The 22,793-nt window shown below is 46.2% G+C and carries 19 protein-coding genes; 3 read left to right on the forward strand and 16 right to left on the reverse strand.

Going from position 1 to position 22,793, the window contains the following annotated elements:
- Positions 1–14: 14 nt before the first annotated feature.
- The 3 genes from H8S75_RS17515 to H8S75_RS17525 all read right to left on the reverse strand — a co-directional run bounded on the left by H8S75_RS17515 (position 15) and on the right by H8S75_RS17525 (position 3,216).
- Entirely contained in the window at positions 15–1,403 is a 1,389-nt protein-coding gene (locus tag H8S75_RS17515; RefSeq protein WP_187022751.1) for an ABC transporter substrate-binding protein, read from the reverse strand.
- A gap of 71 nt (positions 1,404–1,474) precedes the next feature.
- Entirely contained in the window at positions 1,475–2,305 is an 831-nt protein-coding gene (locus H8S75_RS17520; protein ID WP_055656124.1) for a carbohydrate ABC transporter permease, read from the reverse strand.
- Positions 2,305–3,216: a carbohydrate ABC transporter permease gene (locus tag H8S75_RS17525; protein WP_110321241.1), complete on the reverse strand. Its 912-nt coding sequence runs from the start codon at positions 3,214–3,216 to the stop codon at positions 2,305–2,307. Before H8S75_RS17525 ends, H8S75_RS17520 begins: the two co-directional genes overlap by 1 nt.
- 177 nt (positions 3,217–3,393) lie before the next feature.
- On the opposite strand from H8S75_RS17525, the gene H8S75_RS17530 reads away from it, so the two are divergent.
- Both H8S75_RS17530 and H8S75_RS17535 read left to right on the forward strand, forming a co-directional pair.
- Positions 3,394–5,319 carry a cache domain-containing sensor histidine kinase gene (locus tag H8S75_RS17530; protein WP_187022752.1) on the forward strand — a complete coding sequence of 642 codons (1,926 nt, stop codon included), beginning with the start codon at positions 3,394–3,396 and terminating at the stop codon, positions 5,317–5,319.
- A gap of 23 nt (positions 5,320–5,342) precedes the next feature.
- Positions 5,343–6,935, forward strand: a complete 1,593-nt coding sequence (locus H8S75_RS17535; protein ID WP_187022753.1) for a response regulator transcription factor — start codon at positions 5,343–5,345, stop codon at positions 6,933–6,935.
- Positions 6,936–7,118: 183 nt separating this feature from the next.
- On the opposite strand, the gene H8S75_RS17540 is transcribed toward H8S75_RS17535, so the two are convergent.
- The 12 genes from H8S75_RS17540 to H8S75_RS33615 all read right to left on the reverse strand — a co-directional run bounded on the left by H8S75_RS17540 (position 7,119) and on the right by H8S75_RS33615 (position 21,733).
- Positions 7,119–8,174, reverse strand: a complete 1,056-nt coding sequence (locus H8S75_RS17540) for an SIS domain-containing protein (protein ID WP_187022754.1) — start codon at positions 8,172–8,174, stop codon at positions 7,119–7,121.
- Between the two features lie 181 nt (positions 8,175–8,355).
- The gene (locus H8S75_RS17545; RefSeq protein WP_055656132.1) at positions 8,356–9,210 is read right to left on the reverse strand and encodes a class II fructose-bisphosphate aldolase; all 855 of its coding nucleotides are present in this window, start codon (positions 9,208–9,210) and stop codon (positions 8,356–8,358) included.
- A gap of 16 nt (positions 9,211–9,226) precedes the next feature.
- Positions 9,227–10,066, reverse strand: a complete 840-nt coding sequence (locus H8S75_RS17550) for a carbohydrate ABC transporter permease (RefSeq protein ID WP_055656134.1) — start codon at positions 10,064–10,066, stop codon at positions 9,227–9,229.
- A 16-nt stretch (positions 10,067–10,082) separates the two neighbouring features.
- The gene (locus H8S75_RS17555) at positions 10,083–11,003 is read right to left on the reverse strand and encodes a carbohydrate ABC transporter permease (RefSeq protein WP_055656136.1); all 921 of its coding nucleotides are present in this window, start codon (positions 11,001–11,003) and stop codon (positions 10,083–10,085) included.
- Positions 11,004–11,017: 14 nt separating this feature from the next.
- Positions 11,018–12,424: a sulfatase family protein gene (locus tag H8S75_RS17560; protein ID WP_187022755.1), complete on the reverse strand. Its 1,407-nt coding sequence runs from the start codon at positions 12,422–12,424 to the stop codon at positions 11,018–11,020.
- Between the two features lie 51 nt (positions 12,425–12,475).
- A complete protein-coding gene (locus tag H8S75_RS17565; RefSeq protein ID WP_187022756.1) occupies positions 12,476–13,831 on the reverse strand; it encodes an ABC transporter substrate-binding protein in 1,356 nt (451 codons plus the stop codon).
- Positions 13,832–13,971: 140 nt separating this feature from the next.
- A complete protein-coding gene (locus tag H8S75_RS17570; protein WP_187022757.1) occupies positions 13,972–14,982 on the reverse strand; it encodes a LacI family DNA-binding transcriptional regulator in 1,011 nt (336 codons plus the stop codon).
- Between the two features lie 100 nt (positions 14,983–15,082).
- Entirely contained in the window at positions 15,083–16,426 is a 1,344-nt protein-coding gene (locus tag H8S75_RS17575) for an L-fucose/L-arabinose isomerase family protein (RefSeq protein ID WP_187022758.1), read from the reverse strand.
- A gap of 317 nt (positions 16,427–16,743) precedes the next feature.
- Positions 16,744–18,165, reverse strand: coding sequence for an ABC transporter substrate-binding protein (locus tag H8S75_RS17580; protein WP_187022759.1), 1,422 nt, complete (start codon positions 18,163–18,165; stop codon positions 16,744–16,746).
- A 28-nt stretch (positions 18,166–18,193) separates the two neighbouring features.
- Positions 18,194–19,396, reverse strand: coding sequence for an AGE family epimerase/isomerase (locus H8S75_RS17585; protein ID WP_187022760.1), 1,203 nt, complete (start codon positions 19,394–19,396; stop codon positions 18,194–18,196).
- A 21-nt stretch (positions 19,397–19,417) separates the two neighbouring features.
- The gene (locus H8S75_RS17590) at positions 19,418–20,779 is read right to left on the reverse strand and encodes an ABC transporter substrate-binding protein (protein WP_187022761.1); all 1,362 of its coding nucleotides are present in this window, start codon (positions 20,777–20,779) and stop codon (positions 19,418–19,420) included.
- A gap of 711 nt (positions 20,780–21,490) precedes the next feature.
- Complete coding sequence (locus tag H8S75_RS33615) at positions 21,491–21,733, reverse strand: DUF6783 domain-containing protein (protein WP_432764192.1); 243 nt, start codon at positions 21,731–21,733, stop codon at positions 21,491–21,493.
- On the opposite strand from H8S75_RS33615, the gene H8S75_RS32730 reads away from it, so the two are divergent.
- Complete coding sequence (locus H8S75_RS32730; RefSeq protein ID WP_243270309.1) at positions 21,718–21,981, forward strand: transposase; 264 nt, start codon at positions 21,718–21,720, stop codon at positions 21,979–21,981. The genes H8S75_RS33615 and H8S75_RS32730 overlap by 16 nt on opposite strands.
- A gap of 6 nt (positions 21,982–21,987) precedes the next feature.
- On the opposite strand, the gene H8S75_RS17600 is transcribed toward H8S75_RS32730, so the two are convergent.
- A complete protein-coding gene (locus H8S75_RS17600) occupies positions 21,988–22,719 on the reverse strand; it encodes a sulfite exporter TauE/SafE family protein (protein ID WP_187022762.1) in 732 nt (243 codons plus the stop codon).
- Positions 22,720–22,793: the final 74 nt, after the last annotated feature.

A 22,793-nucleotide genomic window follows, 5' to 3' on the forward strand; every position in this document is an offset into this window, starting at 1 on the left:
GCGCCAATGGCTGTTTAGTTATATTTTCCAGCGGCATAATCCTTGAATATCTCCGCATATCTGGCTGTAAAATCTTCCCTGGATATCTGCTGATTTACGTATCTGGACCAGATTTCTTCCAGGTCAGTCGCAAGAACTGCCGGTGTGAACTCCCACATGGATTCACTGGCCTTTCCAGCCGCCACATGATCCAGCACATCGACCGCGATACACGGAAGTTTATCTGAAATTTCCAGAGACACGATGGATGTCGGACTTCCCATTGTCTCCTGATGCCATACACGGGCCGCCTCCGATGATATAATATAGGAAAGGAAATCCTTAGCCGCCTTCACATTCTTCGACTGGCTGCTGACCCCTGCACACATGGTCTGGATCTGTAAATGATTCTTGTCCGCATCGTTGGAGCACGGAATCACATCCTGCTTAATATGGTTCATCAAATCCGGATTCACATTCATGATATTGGGATACTCCCAGCTACCCTCGCCGGTCAGCATGGCCGCCTCTTCTAAGAAGAACGCATTTCTGGCCGTCCATTTGTCAGTCGCTGTGGCGTTTGGCTGGGCATACTGAATGGCAATGTCATAGTAATCCAGGAATTCATTCATCTCCGGATCGTTCGCCAGATCAATATCCTCTCCGACCAGCATCTTCTGGATAAAATCGAGTCCGCCGTTCTCTTTATTGCCGAGCCATGTCGGTCCTACCCAGTTAAACAGGTTCAGATTTGTCTCCGCCCATTGGTGCATAAAAGGCTGAATCCCCGCGGCTGTCAAGTCCTCGCACAGTTTTTTCAGTTCATCTCTGGTTTTCGGAACCTCTTTCCAGCCTGCTTTTTCAAGCAGCGCCATGTTATAAAGAATTCCCGTCCCCTCCAGATAGATCGGCGCCACCACAACCTTGCCGTTAACAGTGCCGAGAGTCTTCTGATCCTCTGTAAACAGTTCATACGCAGGGAAGTCTGTGCTTAAATCTGCCATATAGTTGTTCCATTCCTTAAATGGTTCCCCGTAATTCGTTCCGATGATATCCGGAAGCTCACCTGCTGCAGCTGCGGCTTTCAGCAGGTCATTATAATCCGAGGTGGACGGAAATGTTGCTTCAATCGTACCGATCTCCGGATGCTCCGCCTTATACGCCTCGATCAGAATATCAAAGTTGTCGGTCCACTGTCCCAGCGGCATGGTTACCGTCAAATCGACAGAGCCATCCGCCGGCTTTTCTTCTGTGGGCGCAGGTGTCTCAGCTGTCTGCTGCTCCGACTTCGTCTCTTCTGCCGCCTTCTCCGCAGCAGCCGTCGTGACAGGCGTCGTCCCCGCTTCTTTTCCCCCGGAGCACGCCGTGACAGACATCGCCGCCAGCACCGCCGCCAACATCAAAGAACTCACTCTTTTCTTCATAAGTAATACCTCCTTCTAAATAATAATTTAACCAACAAGGGATTTTCCCTTCGTTTTCTCATACGGACGCGCTAACCTTTCACCGCCCCTGCGGCCACACCATCAAGCACCTGTTTCTGCGAAAAAATGAAGAAAATGAACAACGGCAGGATTGAAAGGGATATTGCTCCCAAAGCCGTGTCCCAGGCAAAAAATGCTTCATTAAACAGAGACTGCATGGCTATCTGAAGAGTCCTGAGACCCTTTTTCGTCAACAGGAACTGCGTCATTAAGTAATCATTCCAGTACGTGATGACATTGAGTGAAGCTACCGTAAAAACCGTTCCTTTAATCAGCGGGAATACAATGGTCCAGTACGTCTTAAGCGGTCCGCAGCCATCGATCCTGGCCGATTCCTCAATTTCATACGGGACTGATTTCACCGCCCCTGCAGTCAGAAACATGCTCATAGGCATGGAGAAGACCCAGTTGCTGATCACCACGCCGTAAAGATGGTTGGTGAGCTTCAAAAACCCCGCCATCTTCGCAAACGTAATCATAATCCCCTGAAACGGCACCGACATACCCGCTATGATGATCAGATACCATGCCTTTGTGAATCTGCATGGATGCCTCACGATCCAGTATCCCATCATTCCGGCAAACACAATGCTGCCGATATTGGAGAAAACTGCTATGATCATGGTATTTTTAAATACAGTGGAGAAATTCAGCCTTTTCCATGCTTGCTGGTAGTTGATAAGCGTAATCTCCTTTGGCAGAGCGCTGATATTTTTCGCAATCTCCGAGTATGGCTTAAAGGAGTTCAGCACTACCAGGTACAGCGGGACGATGACGATCGTCACACTGACAGCCAAAATGAGTAACGATACTCCGATTCTTATCTTTTCCGAACGCTTCATTACAGCTCCACCTCCCTCTTTGAGGTTGCATAAATCTGGATCATGGTAATTGCAACAATGATGACAATAAAGATACAGGACTTGGCCGCACCGTAGCCAATCTGGTTCGACCGGTAAGCCGTCGCGTAAATATTCATGGTAACGCCTTCGGACGAACGGTAAGGATTGCCGTCGGTCAGCGATATATTAGTATCATACAAAAGCATTGTCCAGTTAATGGCAATAAACAGGCACTGGGTAATGGAAGGCATAATCATGGGAATGATCACATTTTTAAGCACCTGCAGCGGTGACGCCCCGTCTACGATCGCCGCCTCCTGTAAATCTCCTGGTATTGAGGCAAAGCCCGCACTGTAGATCAGCATCAGATAGCCGGAGAGCGTCCAGGTAAATACGATGACCAGAGCGGTAAAGGAGGACTCTGGAGTCGTAAACCAGTTTTGGGAAAACCAGGAAAGCCCGGTGGCCTGTCCGAACTGCACAAATGCATTCTGAAAGATGAATCTCCATAAATATCCCAATACCACACCTCCGATGATACGCGGGAGGAAAATGACAGCCCTCCAGAAATTTCTGAATGGGATGGGCTTCGACAGAATATAGGCCCAGCAAAATGCAATCAGGTTGGAAAACAATACCGAAAGAGCGGAGAACCGGATGGTAAACCATACTGATTTCCAATATCCCTTGTCCTGAAATGTCCGGAAGTAATTGTTGATCCCCACCATCCCATACGTCTGATCAATTCCATTCCAGTTGGTAAAGGAGTAATAGATTTCTCCAAAAAACGGAATGACGAACAGCGATGAAAACAGCAGGATTGCCGGCCCCATAAAGATAAAATAATACTTGAACTCTTTTGGCAGCTTTCTGCTGGTGACCGCTGCCGGCTGTATTTTTGCTTCTTCCATAAGCTCACCTCTAACTTTTCTTTATTTTTTCCGGTCTCTTTAATCGCATTATACTTCCTGCTAACATTTTCATGCACTGTCAATATTTACCTTTTGGTGCACTATTTTGACATCGTCTTGCAATGATTCAGACTATTCATTATAATAAGTTTAAACATTTCGAAAGAGGATCTGAGTATGAAAAAACATTTTATCAGCATCAATACCCGGTTTATTACGCTGCTCGCCCTGTGCACAATCGCCCCCATGCTGATTTTCTCCTTTTATTTCTATTCCTACGAGAGATCCCGGGCACTGGAGCAGTACAGACGGGAGTCTGAGATCAATATGTCCGTAGCCATAAAAAATATTGAATACTATATCTCCACCTGCGTCTCCTCTGCCAGAACAGTTTATTCCAATCCTGACCTGCATAATATTCTTTTGAAAGGCAGCCCGCAGGACTTTGTCTCCCAGGAATTCACGGAGCCGGGCCGGATCTTCAGCTATATGCAGGGCATTTATACCGTTGCCCCGAACGCCAGGCAGATCCGTCTCCTCTCCTTCCGTTTAAATAAAAGTTTTCTGCTTATCACAAACACACTGCAGAAATCCATGATATCCTTAAATGCGGCGGAAGCGGAAAGGCCCACATTCTCTGAATATACCGACGTTACCATCGAACCGGTCCATCCCATGTCGACGTACGGTCACAGGACCTACTATTCATCCGGAAGTCTCGATACGGAGGAGGTCTTTACGATATGGCTCCCCATTTACAGCATCTCAGCAGAGAAACAGCTGCTCGGCGTCCTTTCCATTGACATGCCTGCTACGTTTATCTACGATAACTGCTGTCTTGCCTATAAAGAAGGGGAATTTGTCTGTATCGTTAATTCCGATGGAGAAATGATACTTTCCGGAGCACCGCAATCCGGGGATATCCCGCTTTCCGATCCCGTAGTAAAAAAACTTCTGGCTCCCGGCCACGATACATTTCATTCTTTCACAGAGGATGGCGTTCTATATCTGAAATCCAGTTTCCCTGCCTCCTACTTGGACTGGCATATGATGAAAGCTGCGCCGGATTCCAGTATCTACAGCAGTACCGATTTACAGCTGCGTTTTCTGACCACTACCTTCCTGCTGGGCGTGCTGCTTGCTACTGTGCTCAATTCACTTACGCTGACCAGACTTACCGGACCGCTCAAAAAGGCCACCCGGTATTTGACAAAGGCGAAGGGGAAGTCCGGTGACTTTTCGAAGTTCCAGCTCTCGGACTATTTGGGATACCGCCAGAATGATGAGTTAAAAATGCTGTTTGATTCCATGCAGGAAATGATGGACTCTATTCAGCACTATACCATCCGCCAGTACAAAATGGAATTACTGCAGCAGGATACAGAGCTTAAGATGCTGCAGGCTCAGATCAATCCACACTTTATCCATAACACGCTCCAGTGCCTGGCCAATAACGCTCTGGCTAACAACGATCTTGCCCAGTACGACTATATCACAGCATTGGGCCAGATGATGCGCTATGCCATGGAAATCTCCCAGACAGTCTCATCGCTGGGGGAAGAGCTTGACTATGTATACCGTTATTTTACACTGCAGAAAATGCGGTTCTGCTCTTTTGCGGAATTTAAGATATGCCCCGTCTATCCCAGGCTGTTTCTTCTCCCGAAGATGACACTGCAGCCACTGATTGAAAACTGCATTTACCATGGCGGCGTCATGAAAAAAACGGATGGCTTTATCGAGTTTACGGCAGAAATAGAAGGGGATTTTTTCGTTCTCTCAATTTGCGACAACGGGCAGCCGATTGCGGCAGAACGGGCGCTGGAGATGCAAAAAAGCTTTTCTATGCAGAAGGACTGGTTTGTGGAACGATATGCCCAGCTTGAGACTGCCTCCAACTACCGTTCCCTGGCGCTCGGTTATTACGCGGACGGAATTCCCAGAGAACATATTGGCATCAACAATGTTTTTATGCGCCTGCTTTTTCACTTTGGGGCAGACTGCACCATCGAGATCCTCGCTAACGACTATGGCGGTACCACCGTTCGGCTTAAGCTCCCCGGCCAGCCGCAGGTCTCCGCACCCGACACAATTTATTTTTAGCTCATATAGAGGAGGCATGATTTATGAAGGTACTGATTGTGGACGATGAGCCTCATCTGATCCATGCGATCAAGGCTCTGGTTCCCTGGCAGGAATATGACATTGATAAGGTTCTCTCTGCCACCACGGCCGCGGAGGCCCGGGAACTGTTAAGCCGTGAACAGCCGCAGCTGGCTTTCTTTGATATTATGATCGGAGACGAGCGCGGAACCGATCTTATGAATTACGTCGTCGAACAGAAGATTTCCTCCAAAGTCATTGCCATATCCGGTTACAGTGATTTTGAATACGTCAGAAGCATGCTGGTCTTAGGCTGCGTTGATTATCTGCTGAAACCCCTGGAACGGACCGCCCTGCTGGCGGCAGTTGAAAAGGCCGTCAATACCTGGAAGGAGGACCGCAGGAAAAACGATGACGCCCGGTCGCTGCTTCATCAGATCAATTACTTAAGTTCCGAACGAAGACACACGCTTCTTTCCCAGCTGCTCTCTCCCGCGGCCAGCCAGGCGGCTTATCAGGAGCTGTCCTCCTTAAGCGACAGTTTTTCCAAAGCCGATACCTGCCTCATCTTTTACAGTGATTTAACATTTTATCCTTCAGAGGAGGATGCCGCCTTTCAGCGCAGCTTCACAGCATTTTTTGATATGATGAAAACAGATTTGGTGAGCCGCGGGCTGGGCGCTGCAATTCTGCGCCATTGGAATCCCCATGATGCCGCAGTGATCCTCTATGGACGAACAGACCGGGGGCTTAACTCCGTTCAGACGGCCGTCTCTCATTTCCGGCGCCAGTCCGGCTATCCCTTCCACTTTGGATGCTGTTCCGGCAGCAACAGGCCGGAAGATATTCTGTCAGCCTACGATTCCGCCCGCAGAGCCTTCTACAGTATGGAAGTCAATCAGAATGGCAGAACTCCTCTCATCGCCGTGCTGCCGGGATTCTTTCACACCACACCGCCTGCAGATGACAGAAATGAGGCGCAGCTTCTGTCATCCATCATGCTGAATGAGGAAAAGACGATTACAGCCAGTGTACAGCAGTGGCTCTCCGGTATGCTTCTTTCTGCGCCGGTCACTTATGGTGCCATAAAAAGAATCAGTACCGATTTTGAAACTATGTATTCCCACTGGTGCGGGTACTTTACAGAACGCTATCCCGGTTTTACACCTGGTAACGCCTCAGCCCTGACTCCCTGCAGTCTCTTCGACGAAGCTTACCATTTTCAGGCAGAACATGCAGCCAGCCGGTGCAGGGAGATTTTGATAGAGCTGGCTGCGAATCTTCATGACGTCTGTCGATCCGGCGATGTTTTTCGACAGATCGGCAGCTATCTGGAAATAAACTACAACCAGCCCTTCGATCAGACGGAATACGCAGAGCTGTTTCACATGAATAAGGATTATCTGTGCAGAAAATTTAAGGAGGCTTACGGTGTGAGCATGGTAACCCGTTTGAATGAAATACGGATCGAGCATGCAAAGAAGCTGCTGCGCTCCAGCAGCGCTAAGATTACAGATATTGCGATTCAGATTGGGTATAATGATGAAAAGTATTTTATCAGAACCTTTAAAAAGTGTACTGGGATGACACCAAATGAATATCGTCATAGTAAATGATGGGGAATTTAGGGACTGGAGGTGGAGGGAGGCGGGGTTTTGGGGGGCTAAGTCCGCCATGCACCTCATGACCTTCGGTCATTCGGTCGCGGGCTTCGCCCTATGAAAAACGGCAGACAGAAAATTGCTTTTGTGCAAGCACAACGCAATTTTCTGTCTGCCGTTTTTCGCATGGCTCATTGCCTACGCGGATATCACAATCGCCTGGGATAAATGCCTCGGGGAATCTGCATCAATACCCTTCTTTTCTGCAATATAATAGCCTATAAACTGACCGATGAATCCAATAATTGCCGCATTCTGCGTATCGTTATAGCCATATGGCAGATCGAGGCAGTAGTCCGCGTCTTTCAGATCTGCGGAAGCCGTGTTTCCGATTGCCACTGTCACTGCTCCGTATTCCTTCATCTGCGCGAGGAGCTTCGCATCCTCTTTTACGGTTTCAGAATGGCTTAAAAAGATAATCAGGGTGTTCTCGTCTACCAGGCTCATCGGGCCGTGGCGGTATTCCAATGAGAAGTAAGCCTCCGAATTGGAGAGTCCCATCTCCTTCATCTTGTTCATGCACTCGTTGGCGACGCCGTAGTTGATGCCCTGGCCAAGCGTGATAAACAGATTCAGTCCCTCATGCTCTGTGATAATACTCTTTGCCAGATCATCCATCTTCTTTAACGCGTCCCGGGCGCTGTCGCCGTAACCGGCCATGGCTGCGATCTCGTCCTTCTTACCGCCTGCATACATTGCCATAACAGCTGCCAAATACACCATGCTGGTGAAAGAACGGGTCATAATTACACTGTCCTCCGCCGTATCCGGGGAAAGGATCATAAAGTCATTGTAGAGCGCGCTGTCCTGATCACAGGTAATCGCCAGCGATTTTACTCCTGGATAGCTTCTCACTTTATCGATGGCCATGCGCACTTCTGTCGTATAGCTCTTTCTCGTAATCGGGAGTACAAGCACCTTCCGGTTCTTCACAAAGGTCTCCGGGAAATAATAGAGTTCCGAACAGCACACCGCTTTCGACGGTATCGCGTTGTAGCTTGAAAATGCGTGGGCCGCTGCCTGGGCCAGATAGAGGCTGGTGCCGCAGCCGGTGAAGATCAGCTCATCGTAATCTTCTGCGAATACCTTGTCAAGAACACCATAGATGTCCCCAAGCGTGTTGTTGATTGCCTCGAATGACTCCGGCTGTAAGTAAATTTCTTTGTATGTAACTTCACTGTTTTTCTTTTCCATTTTAATAAGTCCTCTCTTTATTTTGTAACAGTTCAGACAGCTCATCTTCTTGACCGAAAAAGCCGGTCAAGAAGCATCGGATATTCATCCGATGTGACAATTGGTGCAGAAAACCGCTTACAAGCAAGCTTGACGCTGCTTTCTGAGCCAATTGTCCCGCCGTCTGAACTGTCACGTTATTTTAAGCTTTTCCTTCAGAACCGGCCAGGCGGATAATATCCTTGATGTCTTCTGTCAGCCTGTCATTGGCAAACTGGGACAGTTTCCAGGAATGTCCCTGATGATCCAGTGTTTTTAATCCTTCTTCGTAGTGTTCCACGTATTTATACCGGATTTCAGTACCAAAATTAATCTTTGCCACACCCAGCTTGATCGCTTCCTTCACAATCTCTTCCTTCATTCCAGTACAGCCATGAAGCACCAGTGGGATATCCGTAAATTTTCTCACTGCCTCCAGTACTTCTAAATGGATATCCGGCTCTCCTTTGTAATAGCCATGGGCATTACCAATGCCAATCGCCAGGGAATCGGGCTGGCACATTTCCAGGAATTCCTTCACCTCACAAGGATCTACAATATTCTTATTTTCCATCACTGTCCCCATATTGTCAAGACGAAGGAGTTCTCCGATTTCCGCCTCTACCGGCACACCAAAGCATTTTGCCACCTTTATTACCTCATTGGTCATAGCAGCATTCTCTTTGATCGGACTTGTGGAACCGTCGATCATCACGGAGGTAAAGCCTAACTTCAGAGCCTCCATACAAATGTCGAAATCAGCACCATGGTCCAGATGAATAGATACAGGGACTGACACCTTGTCGGCACACCACTTGCAGACCTGTACAAACCAGTCATGACCAGAATAAGCGCCAGTAGACACATAGTGCGCCAGAATGATGGGAGATTTCATCTCCTCAGCCGCACGGCATGCAGCCCATATGATATCGTAGTTTCCGCCCTGCGTGTTGAGTGCTGGAATGGCATATCCGTTTTTGGATGCCTCAATTAGATTTTCTTTGTTAGTTACAAGCATAATTTTCTCCTTTTTCTTAACCTTTTACAGCTCCAGCTACCAGGCCCTTAATCATATATTTCTGGAAGAAGAAGAATACAATTACCATAGGTATTGTGCCCACAATGGATATCGTATTGATCAGAGACCAGTCATAGGAAAGCTCGCCCAGATAGCGAAGCGCCACGCCTGCGGATAATGTCCGAAGCGAGTCTGTCTGTATGAGTGTGGATGCGTGTAAATAATCATCCCAGGACAGCAAGAATGCGTAAATACCAACTGCCAGCATGCCGGGTTTCACTAATGGAACAACGACTCGAAACAGTGTTCCAAACCTGCCTGCTCCGTCTACACGAGCCGCCTCTTCCAGTTCTCTCGGAATCCCGTCATAGAAACTGGACATCAGCATGATAGTGAACGGCAGCTGTCCGGCAGCAATGGCCAGGATCAGTCCCGCATGGGTATTAATCAGGTTAACATCTCCAAGTATTTTATACAGGGAAATCAAACGGCTGACAACCGGGAACATCTGAGCGGAGGTAAATGCAGCTATAATCCATTTATTCCACTTAAAGTGGAAACGGGACAGTGCATAACCGGAAATAATTGCCATAAAGGTTGTCAGCAGCGCGGTGGAACCGGCTACAATAAAGTTGTTCTTATAATAGGTAAAGAAATCATTATCCACAGTAAACAGATTGATATAACTCTGGAAAGTAGGATTCCTCACAATAAAGGTCGGAGGGAATTTGTACGCCTCCATATTGGTCTTAAAGGACGTCAGCAATACCCACAAAAGGGGGAACAGCAAAAAGACGAGAATTATAATTAACACCACGTATTTTATTACGCCATTAAGGATACGTTTTCGTTTCATAAGCTTTCCACCCCCTCTACATGTCTTCGCTCTTGAAGATGCGGTTATAAATATAGACTACGATAATCATCATCAGCATCCAGACGGTTGTAACCGCAGCTCCTGATCCAAAGTTGTTGGAGACGAACGCCTCCCGGTAGCTTAAGATCGCCATGGTGGTCGTCGAGTTATTAGGGCCACCGCCTGTCATAGTCCAGAACAGCGGGAACTGTTTGAAGTTCTCAATGATGGACATGGATACCGTAACCTTGATTACACTCTTCATGTATGGAAGGACGATGCGGAAAAATCGCTGAACACCGTTCGCTCCATCAATCTTTGCTGCTTCCTGCATATCCTCCGGGACATTGGCAAGTCCGGCCAGCAGAAGCAGTGTGGCAAGTGGAATCTGCTTCCACAATGCCGCTACCGATACACCAAACATGGCCGTAGCCGGATTATTTAAAATCGCAAAATCCGTAATTCTGCCTTTTGTTAAGATTCCTACGAAATACTTAACCAGACCGTACTGAGGCTGGAACATCCACAACCATACAAGACCAGAAATCAGTGTCGGAACCACCCAGGGAACCATCATAATACTTCGGATAAACCTTGAAAATTTTACATTGCTGTTAAGAATCAGTGCCAAAGCCATACCGAGCACGAACTGAGCAATAACCACTCCAAAGACAAACGCCAGGGTGTTAGTCATGGACGGAATCAGCTTTCCGTTGGAAAACAACTTTGTATAATTGGCGAAGTTATTCCATACCCCCGGCTGACCCGAGATAATATTTCTCACCTTATAATCGAAAAAACTTCGGTAAATTGAATCCACAACAGGAACCAGAATAAATGAAACTGTTGTGATAATGGCCGGAATCATCAGCGCGATCGCAAATATTTTATCACCCGTCTGGCTCTTCCAGAGGGATTTCTTAATACCTTTCTCCATTGTTACAACTCCCTTTATATATTTTCCCCATATACATTGATACCAGGTCCCAAAAGTCCTGCTAAGTCTCTCTGTCCGCCGCCCATAACCGGCTCCTTAGCACCATCAATTCTTGGATCCACGTACTGTAAAAACCACAGTTCCATCTGCTTCTTCATATCCTGTATCATATCCTGATACTGTTCATCTTCGATTCCGTTATGCGTCTCCTCCGGATCCGCTTCCAAATCATAGAATTCATCAGGACCATATGGATATCTGTGTACCAGCTTATACTTCCTGCTCCTAATCATACGGACTGGCCCATACTCATCAAATACAACAACTCTGCCATCTTCATTCTTATGCTCCTGTCCCATCAGTGCCGGCAGAAAACTCTTTCCCGGTAGTTCATCCGCTTCGTCATTCTCAAATCCCAGATATTCCAAAAGAGTCGGCATAAAATCATATCCGCTGTGCATCTCATCACATACCTGGTTCTCCGGAATATGGCCCTTATGACACATAATGAAAGGAACCTTTACAGAAGAATCATACATATTGAGCGGGAACGTACCATTTCCCTTCCCCCATATTCCATGATGACCGCAGTTAAAGCCGTTATCACTGGAGAAAATGATCAAAGTATCTTCCATCAGATTCTCCTCTTCCAGCTTCTTTAAAATACGCCCTACATTATCATCCATAGCCGTAACCGCTGCAAAGTAACCGATCAGGGATTCTCTGGGCCTTTGATATCCTGCGAGTACTTCTGTCTTTGCCCACGGATGTATCTCTCCCTGTGGACATGTTTCAAACGGACAATCCTCATAGATATCCGTATATTTCTTCGGATGGCAGTTAATCCACGGAGAATGGGGAGCAGTATAATGCACGCTTAAATAAAATGGCTGCTTTTTATTCTTTTCTCTGTCTATGAAAGATATCGCTTCATCAGTAATAATATCTGTTATGTACCCCTCTTCCTCCACCTTTTTTCCGTCCCGGAACATTGGTGCATTATAGTAGGGGCCGCCCCCCTTCTGGTGTGCGTACCAGAAGGAGAAGCCCTTCTGCGGATGGCCGCCGTCGCCTAAATGCCATTTTCCGCTCAGTCCACAGGTGTAGCCTTCTTCGGCCAGGATATCCGTATACCCGCGGTGATCCTTTAAAAACTCAATTGCTGCCTGGGAAGCGCCTCCGTTCCCTCCGCTTAGATAATCAAGAATTCCGTGTTGTGACGGAATCTTTCCTGTTAACAGAGAAGCTCTGGCAGGAGAACAAACCGGTGACGTACAGAAAAAGTTATCAAATCTCACTCCCTGTCTCGCCAACTTATCAAGGTTTGGCGTCCGGATCTCGCAATTGCCATAACAGCCCATGGACCAGATTCCCTGATCATCCGTCAGAATAAATACAACGTTCGGTTTCTTTCCTGCCATATCCTTTTACCTCATTTCTCTTTCTTTGATTCTTATACTATCTTTCATTCCCTATGGAAGCAGTGGCTGTACGGCCGTCTTAAATCCTTCGATCGCCGTATCCACGTCCTCTCCTCCTACCGTTACTGCCTGTGACAGTGCACAAAGTTCCAGGTTAAATTCAGATAATGTTGGGAACATATAAACCGGTTCTGCCTTCTCAACAGAATCCCCGGCACCATTTAAAATCGGGCTGTTTTTTACAGCTTCCATATCCTTCATAGAATTTTTCGCCGGAAGAGCTGGCGCAATGTTGGCAATATAGTCATTTAATACTTCAGGTGTAATTACATACTGGATAAAATTTTTAACTGCTTCTACATGTTCCGGTCCATTGTCCACTGCTACAAAGCAGTGAGACTGAAGTGTTGATGCACCATCACCGTTTCCGCCCTTTAGCGGCTCTGCCGCTGCAGCAAAGTTCACTACATCAGGGTTAATGGACTTTGCACCGTTAAAGCCCCATGAATTATCGTAATACATAGCCAACTGGCCAAGTGCAAATAAGTTTCTTAAATCCTTCGGTTTCGCGTTCTGCGGATTGTATCCCTTCTGATCCAGAAGTTTTAACATCTCCAGGGATTCTTTAAATGCAGGATCGTCAGCAGTAAGCTTGCCGTTATCGTCAATAACCTTTCCACCAAAGTTAGCTGCAAACGCCTGAATAGAAGAACCAATTACGATAACAGACGCTGTCGGCTGCCCAAACGCATATACTTTATTTCCATCATCCGTTGTCAGAGTTGATAGCTTCTCAGCCATTGTAAGCATCTCATCATAGGTTTTTGGCGGCTGCTCCGGATCCAGGCCGGCTTTCTTAAACAACTCCTTGTTGTAGAATAGAAGGGACGGAGATACATAAAGCGGCGCTCCGTAAACCTCTCCATCGACAGAGTGTGCCTCAAGAATATTCGCATAGTAGTCATTTAAGAAGGATTCATCCAGGACGTCCTTCATCGGCATTGCAAGACCAGAATCTACCAGTGCTGGCAGCCAGATCATCTCACTGAAAATACAGTCCACACGGTCTCCGCCGCCTGCCATGTTGATAACCTGATTTAATATCTCTCCATAAGGTGCTGTTACCCATTCGATCGTTACATTCGGATATTTCTCTTCATATCCGGCCTTTACGCTGCTCCAGAACTCATCATATCCCTTTTCCAGAACGGCATAGTTGGCAATTTTTAATGTAACCTTTTCTCCGCTTCCAGCTTCGCTCGTCTTCGCTTCCTCTTTTGCCCCTGCCTCTGTCTTCGCTTCCGTGTCTGCTGCACTCCCCGCCGTACTGCCGCCTCCACCGGAACATCCTGTGGTTAATGCCATAACACATGCAAGTGCCAGTGCTGCCAGTCTTCTTTTTTTCATTGTAATACCCTCTCTTTCCTCATTAAAATATAGTTTTTAGAGTTTCTATATTATTAGCTTGGGAAATATACACACGAGTGTATATTCCCCAATATAAAATGGTTTCCCATTTTATAATTTCATAATGCTGCTATGCCTTCTTAAGTGCTTTCACGAACGATCAGTTTCGTCTCAAATGTCGCATTTTCCGGCATCTTCCCCCCGATCATCTGAACCATCATATCAATAACCGTTCTGCTTATCTCTTCCCGCTGCATCTCCAGTGTAGTAAGCTTAGGAGAACAAAACTGGCTGATGCTGGAATTATCAAATCCCACAACACCGATATCCTCAGGTACGCGTTTTCCAATTCCAATCGCCGCCTGCATGGCTATACAGGCTACCATATCGTTACGTCCCATCATTCCATCCACATACTCGTGACTCCGTAAGTAATTCGCCACAGTCTCTGTCAGTTCCTCTTCCGTATGGCATCCGGCTATTACTGTACCATCACCAGCCTCCAGGCCGTGATCGTGAAGCTCATCTAAGTAACCGCTGAGGCGCAGATCTGATGGACCGCTGACATTCCCCCGCCTGCTGATACGATCAATGTAGATTATGTTCTTTTTTCCTCTGCTGATTAGATGGTTTACTCCTCTTCTCGCGCCGGAATACAATCCGGAAGCCAGCGTCGCCACATTCTCAGGCAGAGTATCGTGTTTCTTATGTTCAAACAGCAGTACCGGAATTCCGGCCTTACTGAAGTGTCTTACATATTCTTCCGGAAAGCTGATAGAACTGATAATAATTCCATCATACTGGCGGCTTATAACCTGTGAAACAAACTCCGGTGTATTTCGGTTGGCGCAAAGAGAAATCAGAAATCCCGCTTCATACGCATACTTATCCATCTCGCTGACAATTCTGCTGAAATATTCATTCGTGATCTGATCTGCAATGAAAAGCAGCTGATTACTTCGTTTTCCCTTTAAAGCTCTCGCCACATTGTTGGGCCGGTAGTGCAGGGCCGCAATAGCCTCTTCCACTCTCTGCCTTTTATCTTTCGCTACATAACGATTATTATTCACGACATACGATACAATGGTTTCGCTCACCCCTGCAGCCTTTGCCACATCAGCTCTTGTGACCCGCTCACTGTTTCTCTCCATACGTTTTTTTCTCCTTGCCGCATACTCTAAAACTCCAGTGCTGTACTTTTATTCAGTATACCTCTGCATGAGAAAAAGTGTCAATGACCACAGTCAGCTTTTACATCTCAATAACCGGAATATTAAGCAATGCACAGATTCCCTTCATGGCTTCCGCCACATCTTCCCAGACAATACTGTAATGGTGAGGCACTCCCTCTGCTATAATTCCTTCTATGATCTCTCTAACCGGCCGCTCCACTTTTACACTGGCTGTAACGCCTTTTGTACAGCGATCCATTGCGACTGCTTCTCCGCTGAGAAGAAAGAGTTTATATGCTCCGTCAATATTACAGAACCTGGCAACCGTCACCTTTCCAGGCTTCAGTGCCCCATAAAAAGCGGTTCCCTGTCCAGCCAGCGGATGGTTTCTGATTTCCACCTCATACTCCTTATTAAATAAAGATGGAGCTGCATTTCCACAGTGCCAGAAGGTGATTACATTCTTCTCCTCATCAATATTAATCAAATCTGTAATAAAACTTGGCTCTCCCGTGAGATAATACTCTGTCATCTGAGCCAGTTCTGCATCGACATCGCCTTCACACCCAATGATAATCCCATCATCAGCCAGCCTTCCCAACACTGCACACGGTGTCGTATGTAAATTTCCCATCTCCGGCCAGCACTTAATCGCTGCAAAATCGTAATGCTGTTCTGCCATTACATCTTTTAATGCCAGGTACAATCTGGAATGATTCTCCATATGACCCTTTGGCAGGTTCTCTATATCATAAATTTCCGCCATCTTCGCCATATCTGCCTCATATACTTCCGCCGGCAAACGATCCATCTTATCAAAAACTACTTTCAAATCGGTCTCTTCAATCTTAACTCCAAAGGTTCTTCGAATCAGCCCTTCATCGAATGCGCAGTTATAAAATGCTGTCGGACGGTATCCTAACAGACCTAATGTCGTATGCTTTAAGGACTTAACCGCTCCATAGGCACGAAGAAGATTTATGACTTTCTCTGCTGCCCTCTCCTCTTCCCTGCTTCCGTAAACTGTATGACAGGAGACTCCCAGCCGTCTTAATGCGGCCGCATTCATTGTCATGGAACAGAGTGCATTAGAATACAGTCTGTCCTCCCTTTCAAAGGGGACTTCATACGGTGCCCAGAGGATAATCGGTTTCTGAAGCATTTCTGCAAGATAAGAAGCTACATCATCACCAGTAAACGCCCCGTATACAAGAACGATGACATCAGCTTCCTGCCGCTTAAATTCTCTGACCGCCGCTTCTACAGACTCACTTCCGCTGCCAAGTTCTGGCGCACGGACTACTTTTGCTTCCGGCATCTGAGCTACGAGCCAGTCTCCGTACTCTTTGTTTCTTTGCTCAGGAATCTCTCTCGGCCATCGTCCTGAACAGGTTGTTATAAAACCAATCGTTAACTGCATCATATTACCTTCCCCATTTCTTAGTAATTTGCACAATTATAATTTATATCAACTCGTGTGTATATACCATTTTTACCATAACTTAATGTTGTTGTCAATACCTTTTTTTAATTATTTTTGTTTTAAGAAATAGAGCAGGCCAGGCTCTAAAGCCTTCGTACATAGTCCACATACAAAGTCCCCCTTCCAGCAAGCGAAAGGGAATCTGACCCTCATGGAAGTCATCTAATGATCAAACTTCCTATAAACAAAGCGGCAGCACGTTTCTTATTTCAGTCACGTGCTGCCGCTTACAAAACCGTTGATACCACTGGCCTATTTTATGGCAGCAATGGCTGAACAGATTTCTCAAAATCTGCTGCCGCCGTCTGGACCTCCTCATCCCCCATCGTCACAGCCTGGGCGAGAGCGCAGAGTTCCAAATTAAAATCTGCCACTGACGGAAACATCAAACTGGGAGAGAGATGGTTTACAGTATCCCTGGCGCCTGCTAAAAATGCACTGTTATTCACTCCCTCCATATGATCCATGGCTTTTTTAGCCGGATACGCAGGTGCGATATTTGTCATGTAGTCTTCCATTACTTCAGGAGTAATCACATACTGAATAAAATTCTTAACCGCTTCTTTTTTCTCCTGGCCGTTGTCAATTGCAATAAAACAGTGGGACTGTGAAACTGTCTCACCGCTTCCCCCTCCTCCAGCCAGTGGACATGCAGTAGCTGTAAAATCTGCTGCTGCCGGATTAATAGAAGTGACACCGTTGATTCCGCCAGTCTTATCATAATACATAGCCAGCTGCCCCAGTGCAAAAAGATTTCTTAAATCCTTTGCCTTTGCATTCTGGGGATTATAGCCCTTTTCATCTAACTCCTGTAAAAATTTAAAGGCATCAACGAATCCAGTATTTTTCACATCCAGCTTTCCATCCGCATCCAAAATCTCGCCGCCAAAATTCTTTATCAGCCCCTGCAGATAAGATCCCACTACAATCACCGATCCAGTCGGGAATCCGAACGCATATACCTTGTTTCCGTCAGATGATTTTAACTGTGACAACTTCTCTGCCATCACCATCATTTCGTCATAAGACTTCGGCGGCTTCTCCGGATCCAGGCCAGCCTCCTTAAAAAGTTCCTTGTTGTAAAATAATACCGGCGGAGTCAAATACAGCGGAGCAGCATACACAGTGCCCTCCATAGAATGTGCCGTTAATGCCTCCGGATAATAGTCATTTAAAAAGTCCGAATCCAGTACCTGATCCATAGGGGCCGCCAGTCCGGCTTCAACCAACGACGGAATCCAGATATCCTCGCCGAAGACACAATCTACTTTGTCTCCGCCTCCTGCCATATTAATAACCTGGTTTAAAATCTCGCCGTAAGGTGCTGTCACCCATTCCACTGTTATATTGGGATATTTCGCCTCATATCCCTCTTTTACATTCTGCCAGAATTCCTCATACCCCTTTTCCAGAACTGCATAATTTGCAATCTTTATGGTTACCGGACTTCCGGAATTCGATCCTGAAGTATTGGCAGTTGAAGCGTTTTCCTCTATCTTTTCGCTGGATTCCCCGCTGTTTTCCTTGTCTTTACCCGTCTTTTTCTCTGCGTTGGTATTTGCCTTTGTATCTGACTCTATTTCTGCACCACTCTCCTGTGCAGTATTATGATTTGCACACCCCGTCATCAATACCAGCAGACAAGCCAGTACAAGCGCTGACCTCCTCCTTCTTGTCATAAGCTTCCTTCTCCTTTCTAAACACAGATCAACTTACAGTTTCAAATAATACGCTGAGATTCATCAGCGCACGCGGTACATGAAACGCCACCCTGTGCTTTCCCCCTTTATTTTTGCGAAGCGGCGTCCCTTCCCGATCCAGGACGGGATACCAGTCTCCTCCTTCCTCAGGTTTAAAATGCGTCTGGCAGAATTGATGAAGCTGACGAAACTGCTCGATTGAAGTCTCGTTTCCTGTCAGTACCGCCGCAAGAGCTATCGCATAAAGACTCTCACAGTTCACCCAGTCCACCTTGTCATCCGGCTTAAGTTCTCCTGTATCCGTTTTTAGTGTATCCTCTCCCTCCTTCCCATAGCAGTCAAACCGATGAATCACACCCCCATGTGTCCGGTCAACTGCCACTTCAGCAGTATCTTGGATAATGCTGAGCGCACTTGAAATCACATCATCATCCGTTCCTCTTGCATAATCGATACAAAACCACATTCCTTCAAAAATATGACCAGGATTGACAATACGCCCCTCCGGAGTATCCCATACAGTCCCATCTTCTTTAAGACTTTCCAACAGATATCCGCTTTTATTTTTCCCAAAGAAATACAACAGTTTATGAATACAGAAATCAATAAACGGTCCAGTGACATCTTTTCCAAGAACTTTTTCCGCTATCATGGATGAATGAACAGCAATCATGTATGGAGAATGTCTCTCTATTCCTTTCCGCCACACATGCGGTTTTATATCCCGGAACTCAGGATCCATAATATGATTTCTCGCACAATCAAACGTCTCCCTAATCAGTTCATAATCCGTCCGGTCTCCCGATGCAGATGCATACTGTGCCAGCGCAATCAGGGCAAATAGATCCGTAAATATGGTTGTTGTTCCTTCTATCACCCGTTCTCCATCTTCCGACACCTCATAATACCATCGGCCCTCTCCGGCGTATGCATGGTGAACCAGAAAATCACGTCCCAGCTTAGCCAGTGAAAGCCACTTATCCTCATGGCCAGAATATTCATAATAGGCAGCAAACATATACGTTTGGCGTGCTTGAGCCCATATATTCTTACGCCTGGAAACCAGTTCCCAATCCTCGCCGAAATCGGTTATATAACCGCCGGTCGGGTCCACAGTATGCTTCGCCCACTCTTCCATAATATCTGAGAGCTGACTTCTATACATGGCCGCCAGTTCCCTGGCTTCTTCGCTTTTTATTCCCGTTTCCATACTAATCCTCTCTGAACGTACTTAATCAAGAATCATTTCTGCAGCCTTCTTAAAGTCTGCGATTGCCTTGTCCACATCCGTTTTTCCAACGGTTACCGCCTGAGCCAATGCACAGAGTTCAAGATTTAAATCACTGTTCTGCGGAATAAAAACCTGTGTCTTTGTATTTGCCTCAGAACCGGCAGCTCCCTTTAAAATCAAACTACCATCCACTGCGTGTTCCATAGATTTCTTAGCCGGGTATGCAAGCGTCTCATTAGACATACGGTAACTTAGATTATCATTCGTTATGATATATTCAACAAGCTTTTCTACAGCTTTCTTTCGTGCTTCTCCATTATCCACCATCATCAGGCAGTGGGACTGCAAGATACTCTGTCCCGTACCGCTACCGCCTTTTAAAGGCTTTGCTGTAACCGTAAACGCTTCCGATTCCGGATTAATCGGTTTTATACCTGCAAATCCCCATGATTGATCATAATACATGGCAAGTCTGCCCAGAGCAAATAAATTTCTCAAATCCTTCAGCTTTGCATTCTGCGGGTTATAGCCTTTCTCATCCAGAAGCTTCAGCATTTCAAAGGCCTGCTTAAATCCTTCATTGTCACAGCTTAACTTTCCATTTTCATCAAGCACCTGGCCTCCAAAATTGAATACCATGCTCGTCAGGGAAGCCCCCGATACCGGTACCGATGCAGTAGTCTGACCAAATGCATATACCTGATTTCCATCTGCGTCCTTTAATTCAGAAAGTTTCTCTGCGCACTTAAGCATCTCGTCATAGGTAGTCGGAGGATTCGATGCATCCAACCCGGCCTGCTCAAACAAATCCTTATTGATGTACAAAATATACGGTCCCACATATAATGGAAGAGAATAAAGCACATGATCAATCGAGTGTGCTTCCAAAACATTAGGATAAAAATCCGCCAGATACTCCGCCGACATAATGTCTGATACCGGACATGCTATTCCCGAATCCGCCAAAGTTGGTGTCCAGTCCAATTCGCCAAAAATCAGGTCAACATACTCGCCGCCTCCTGCCATATTAATAACCTGCTGCACCATTTCCCCAAACGGCGCCGTAATCCATTCAATCGTTATATTGGGATTCTCCGCTTCAAAATCTGTTTTAATCTTTTCCCAGAAGGCGCTGTTTCCTTCCTCCAACACCGCGTAATTAGCAAACTTAATTGTAACCGACTCCTCCTGGCTCTTCGTATTTTCTGTGTTTGGAACCTCCGTATTAGCCGTCTCTGCCTGGCTTTCTTTTGTTTCCTTGTTAACCGGCACCTCAGCTGTTTCTTTTCCCCCTTTTTGACAGCCCGCTGTAAAAATCATTGTACAGGCAAGTGCAAGTGCCATCCATCTTCTTTTCTTCATGTAGATCCCCTCTCTTTCTTAGTACATAACACCAATTTTGTGCTCCTTGTATACACACGTGTGTATACAAGTTATATAAAATGGTCGACCATCTTATTTCTTATGTTTAAATTTAATACACGTTTTTTAATTATGTAATTGAGTATTTGTATATATGGCATTTCGCATAATTATTTTATTATAAATACGTGTGTATAATACATATTTACCACACATCAAATGACTTGTCAATATCTTTTTTTATAGTTTAAGTAATAGTGCTCATATTAATATGATATTTTTCTCTTTTATGCCACATTTTTTCCAAAATCAACAAAAAGGGGGGGGGTGATGAATACCCTCTCTTTCACTTAAACTTTGACATTCCTATCGCAACATTTTTCCCTTGATATAAAATGTCCCATACAGGATTCATTACATTTCAACTCCTGTGCGGGGCATATCCGGAAACTCACCTTCTCTTAATTCATCATAATTTGATCAGACGATGTATCTATAACAGGGGCAGATACATAACCTGGCTGGCCGTAAGATACAATGTAACCAAAAACGCCAGTACTGCATTGATATCTGCCTCACAGACGACCACCTCGCCTCGTCTGCTCATTTCCCGAATGGAACAGACAGGGATACATATGAGTACTCATACCAGCCACAGTTGATCACAGTACAGTTCTCCTTTTTTATCCTCCTAAAAACCGGATGCCTTACTTATACCCCCATATGCAGCAAGATGATTATTTTGAATAAGATACTGTCCGTTATGCTAGAGTGTGTTTGAAAATTGCTTTCTGCCAGATGTGCGTCACAGTTTGTGGGAGATTTGCCCCGAATGGGGGAAGCGTAGGGGGCTACTTTGATCGAGTGAGGGGTAAATATACCGCAAAATGGGGCGTGCAGATGGCAGAAATGAATTTTCAAACACGCCCTAGTACGTAATGGTCTCCCGGGCATTCAGCCAGTTCCATGAGACGCTGGAATACAAAGCCGCATTGCCGCAGTCAGAAGTCCTTGCGGCAGCCCCAAAATGCACCAGTCAGAGCTGTCCGGTCTATGGGAATACAACAAAAACTAACCGTTACAGAAAGAGACATGAATCACATGTCGTATTACGTGTAATTGAGTTACAAGCCCGTGCCTGGGCCTGCCCCGCTTCATCGGGCATTAGACATGAATTATTGACGCTGTTCGCAATATTTTAATATGTATCACCGAAGCCCGCCCTGCACCACAATCACCACTCCCGCAAATGCCATAAACCCATACACACACTTTCTCATAACATCAATATTGATCTTCTTAACAATCCTGCTTCCAAGGACACATCCGGTTAAGATGGCAGCAATCCCGACCCCCATCAGAGGGATCAGCGATACAGTCAGAAAGCCATTGCAGATCCTGGATATCAGGTTAAAAATTACCGTGAAGGAAAAAAATGCATTCAGGGTTCCTAAATACTCTTCTTTTGTATCCGTCGCCGCCAGATAAAACAGACTGGCCGGCGGCCCGCTGATTCCAAATAAACCGCCGCAGATACCAGCCAGGGCGCCGCATGCAAAATTCATAAAGAATGTCGGTTTCACCGAAAGTTTGCCTGAAAAGCCAAAGAAGTATAGCGACAGTAAAATCAGAAATACACCAAAAAATCCTTTCAGTTTTCCCGCGTCCACATAGGCGGAACCATGGATCGCCAGTGTGCTGGTAATTAGATAAACGGCGGCAGGTATTAGAATGCTTTTATAATGCACCGCCTTACGGTATCTCCAAAACATGGAAAATGACAGTGTCATGGTTATGACATCGCTGAGTGCCGGGGCCGCCGTCATATTTAGTATAAGCGGAAGAAAAATCATGATGATTACTGCACCGCCAAATCCTGTAACTGCCTGCACAAGTCCTCCGCAGAAGGAGGAGAAAATTACTATTAGTATCTGTTCCATCGCATCTCCTTTGCTGGTTGCTGGGTCGCTGCCCGCCGCCCGCTGGGCCATTGGGCACCTCGGTTCCGCTGCCC

Origin of the sequence: Hungatella hominis (genome assembly GCF_014288005.1) — a bacterium.
In the GTDB taxonomy this organism is placed as follows: Bacteria; Bacillota; Clostridia; order Lachnospirales; family Lachnospiraceae; genus Hungatella; species Hungatella effluvii.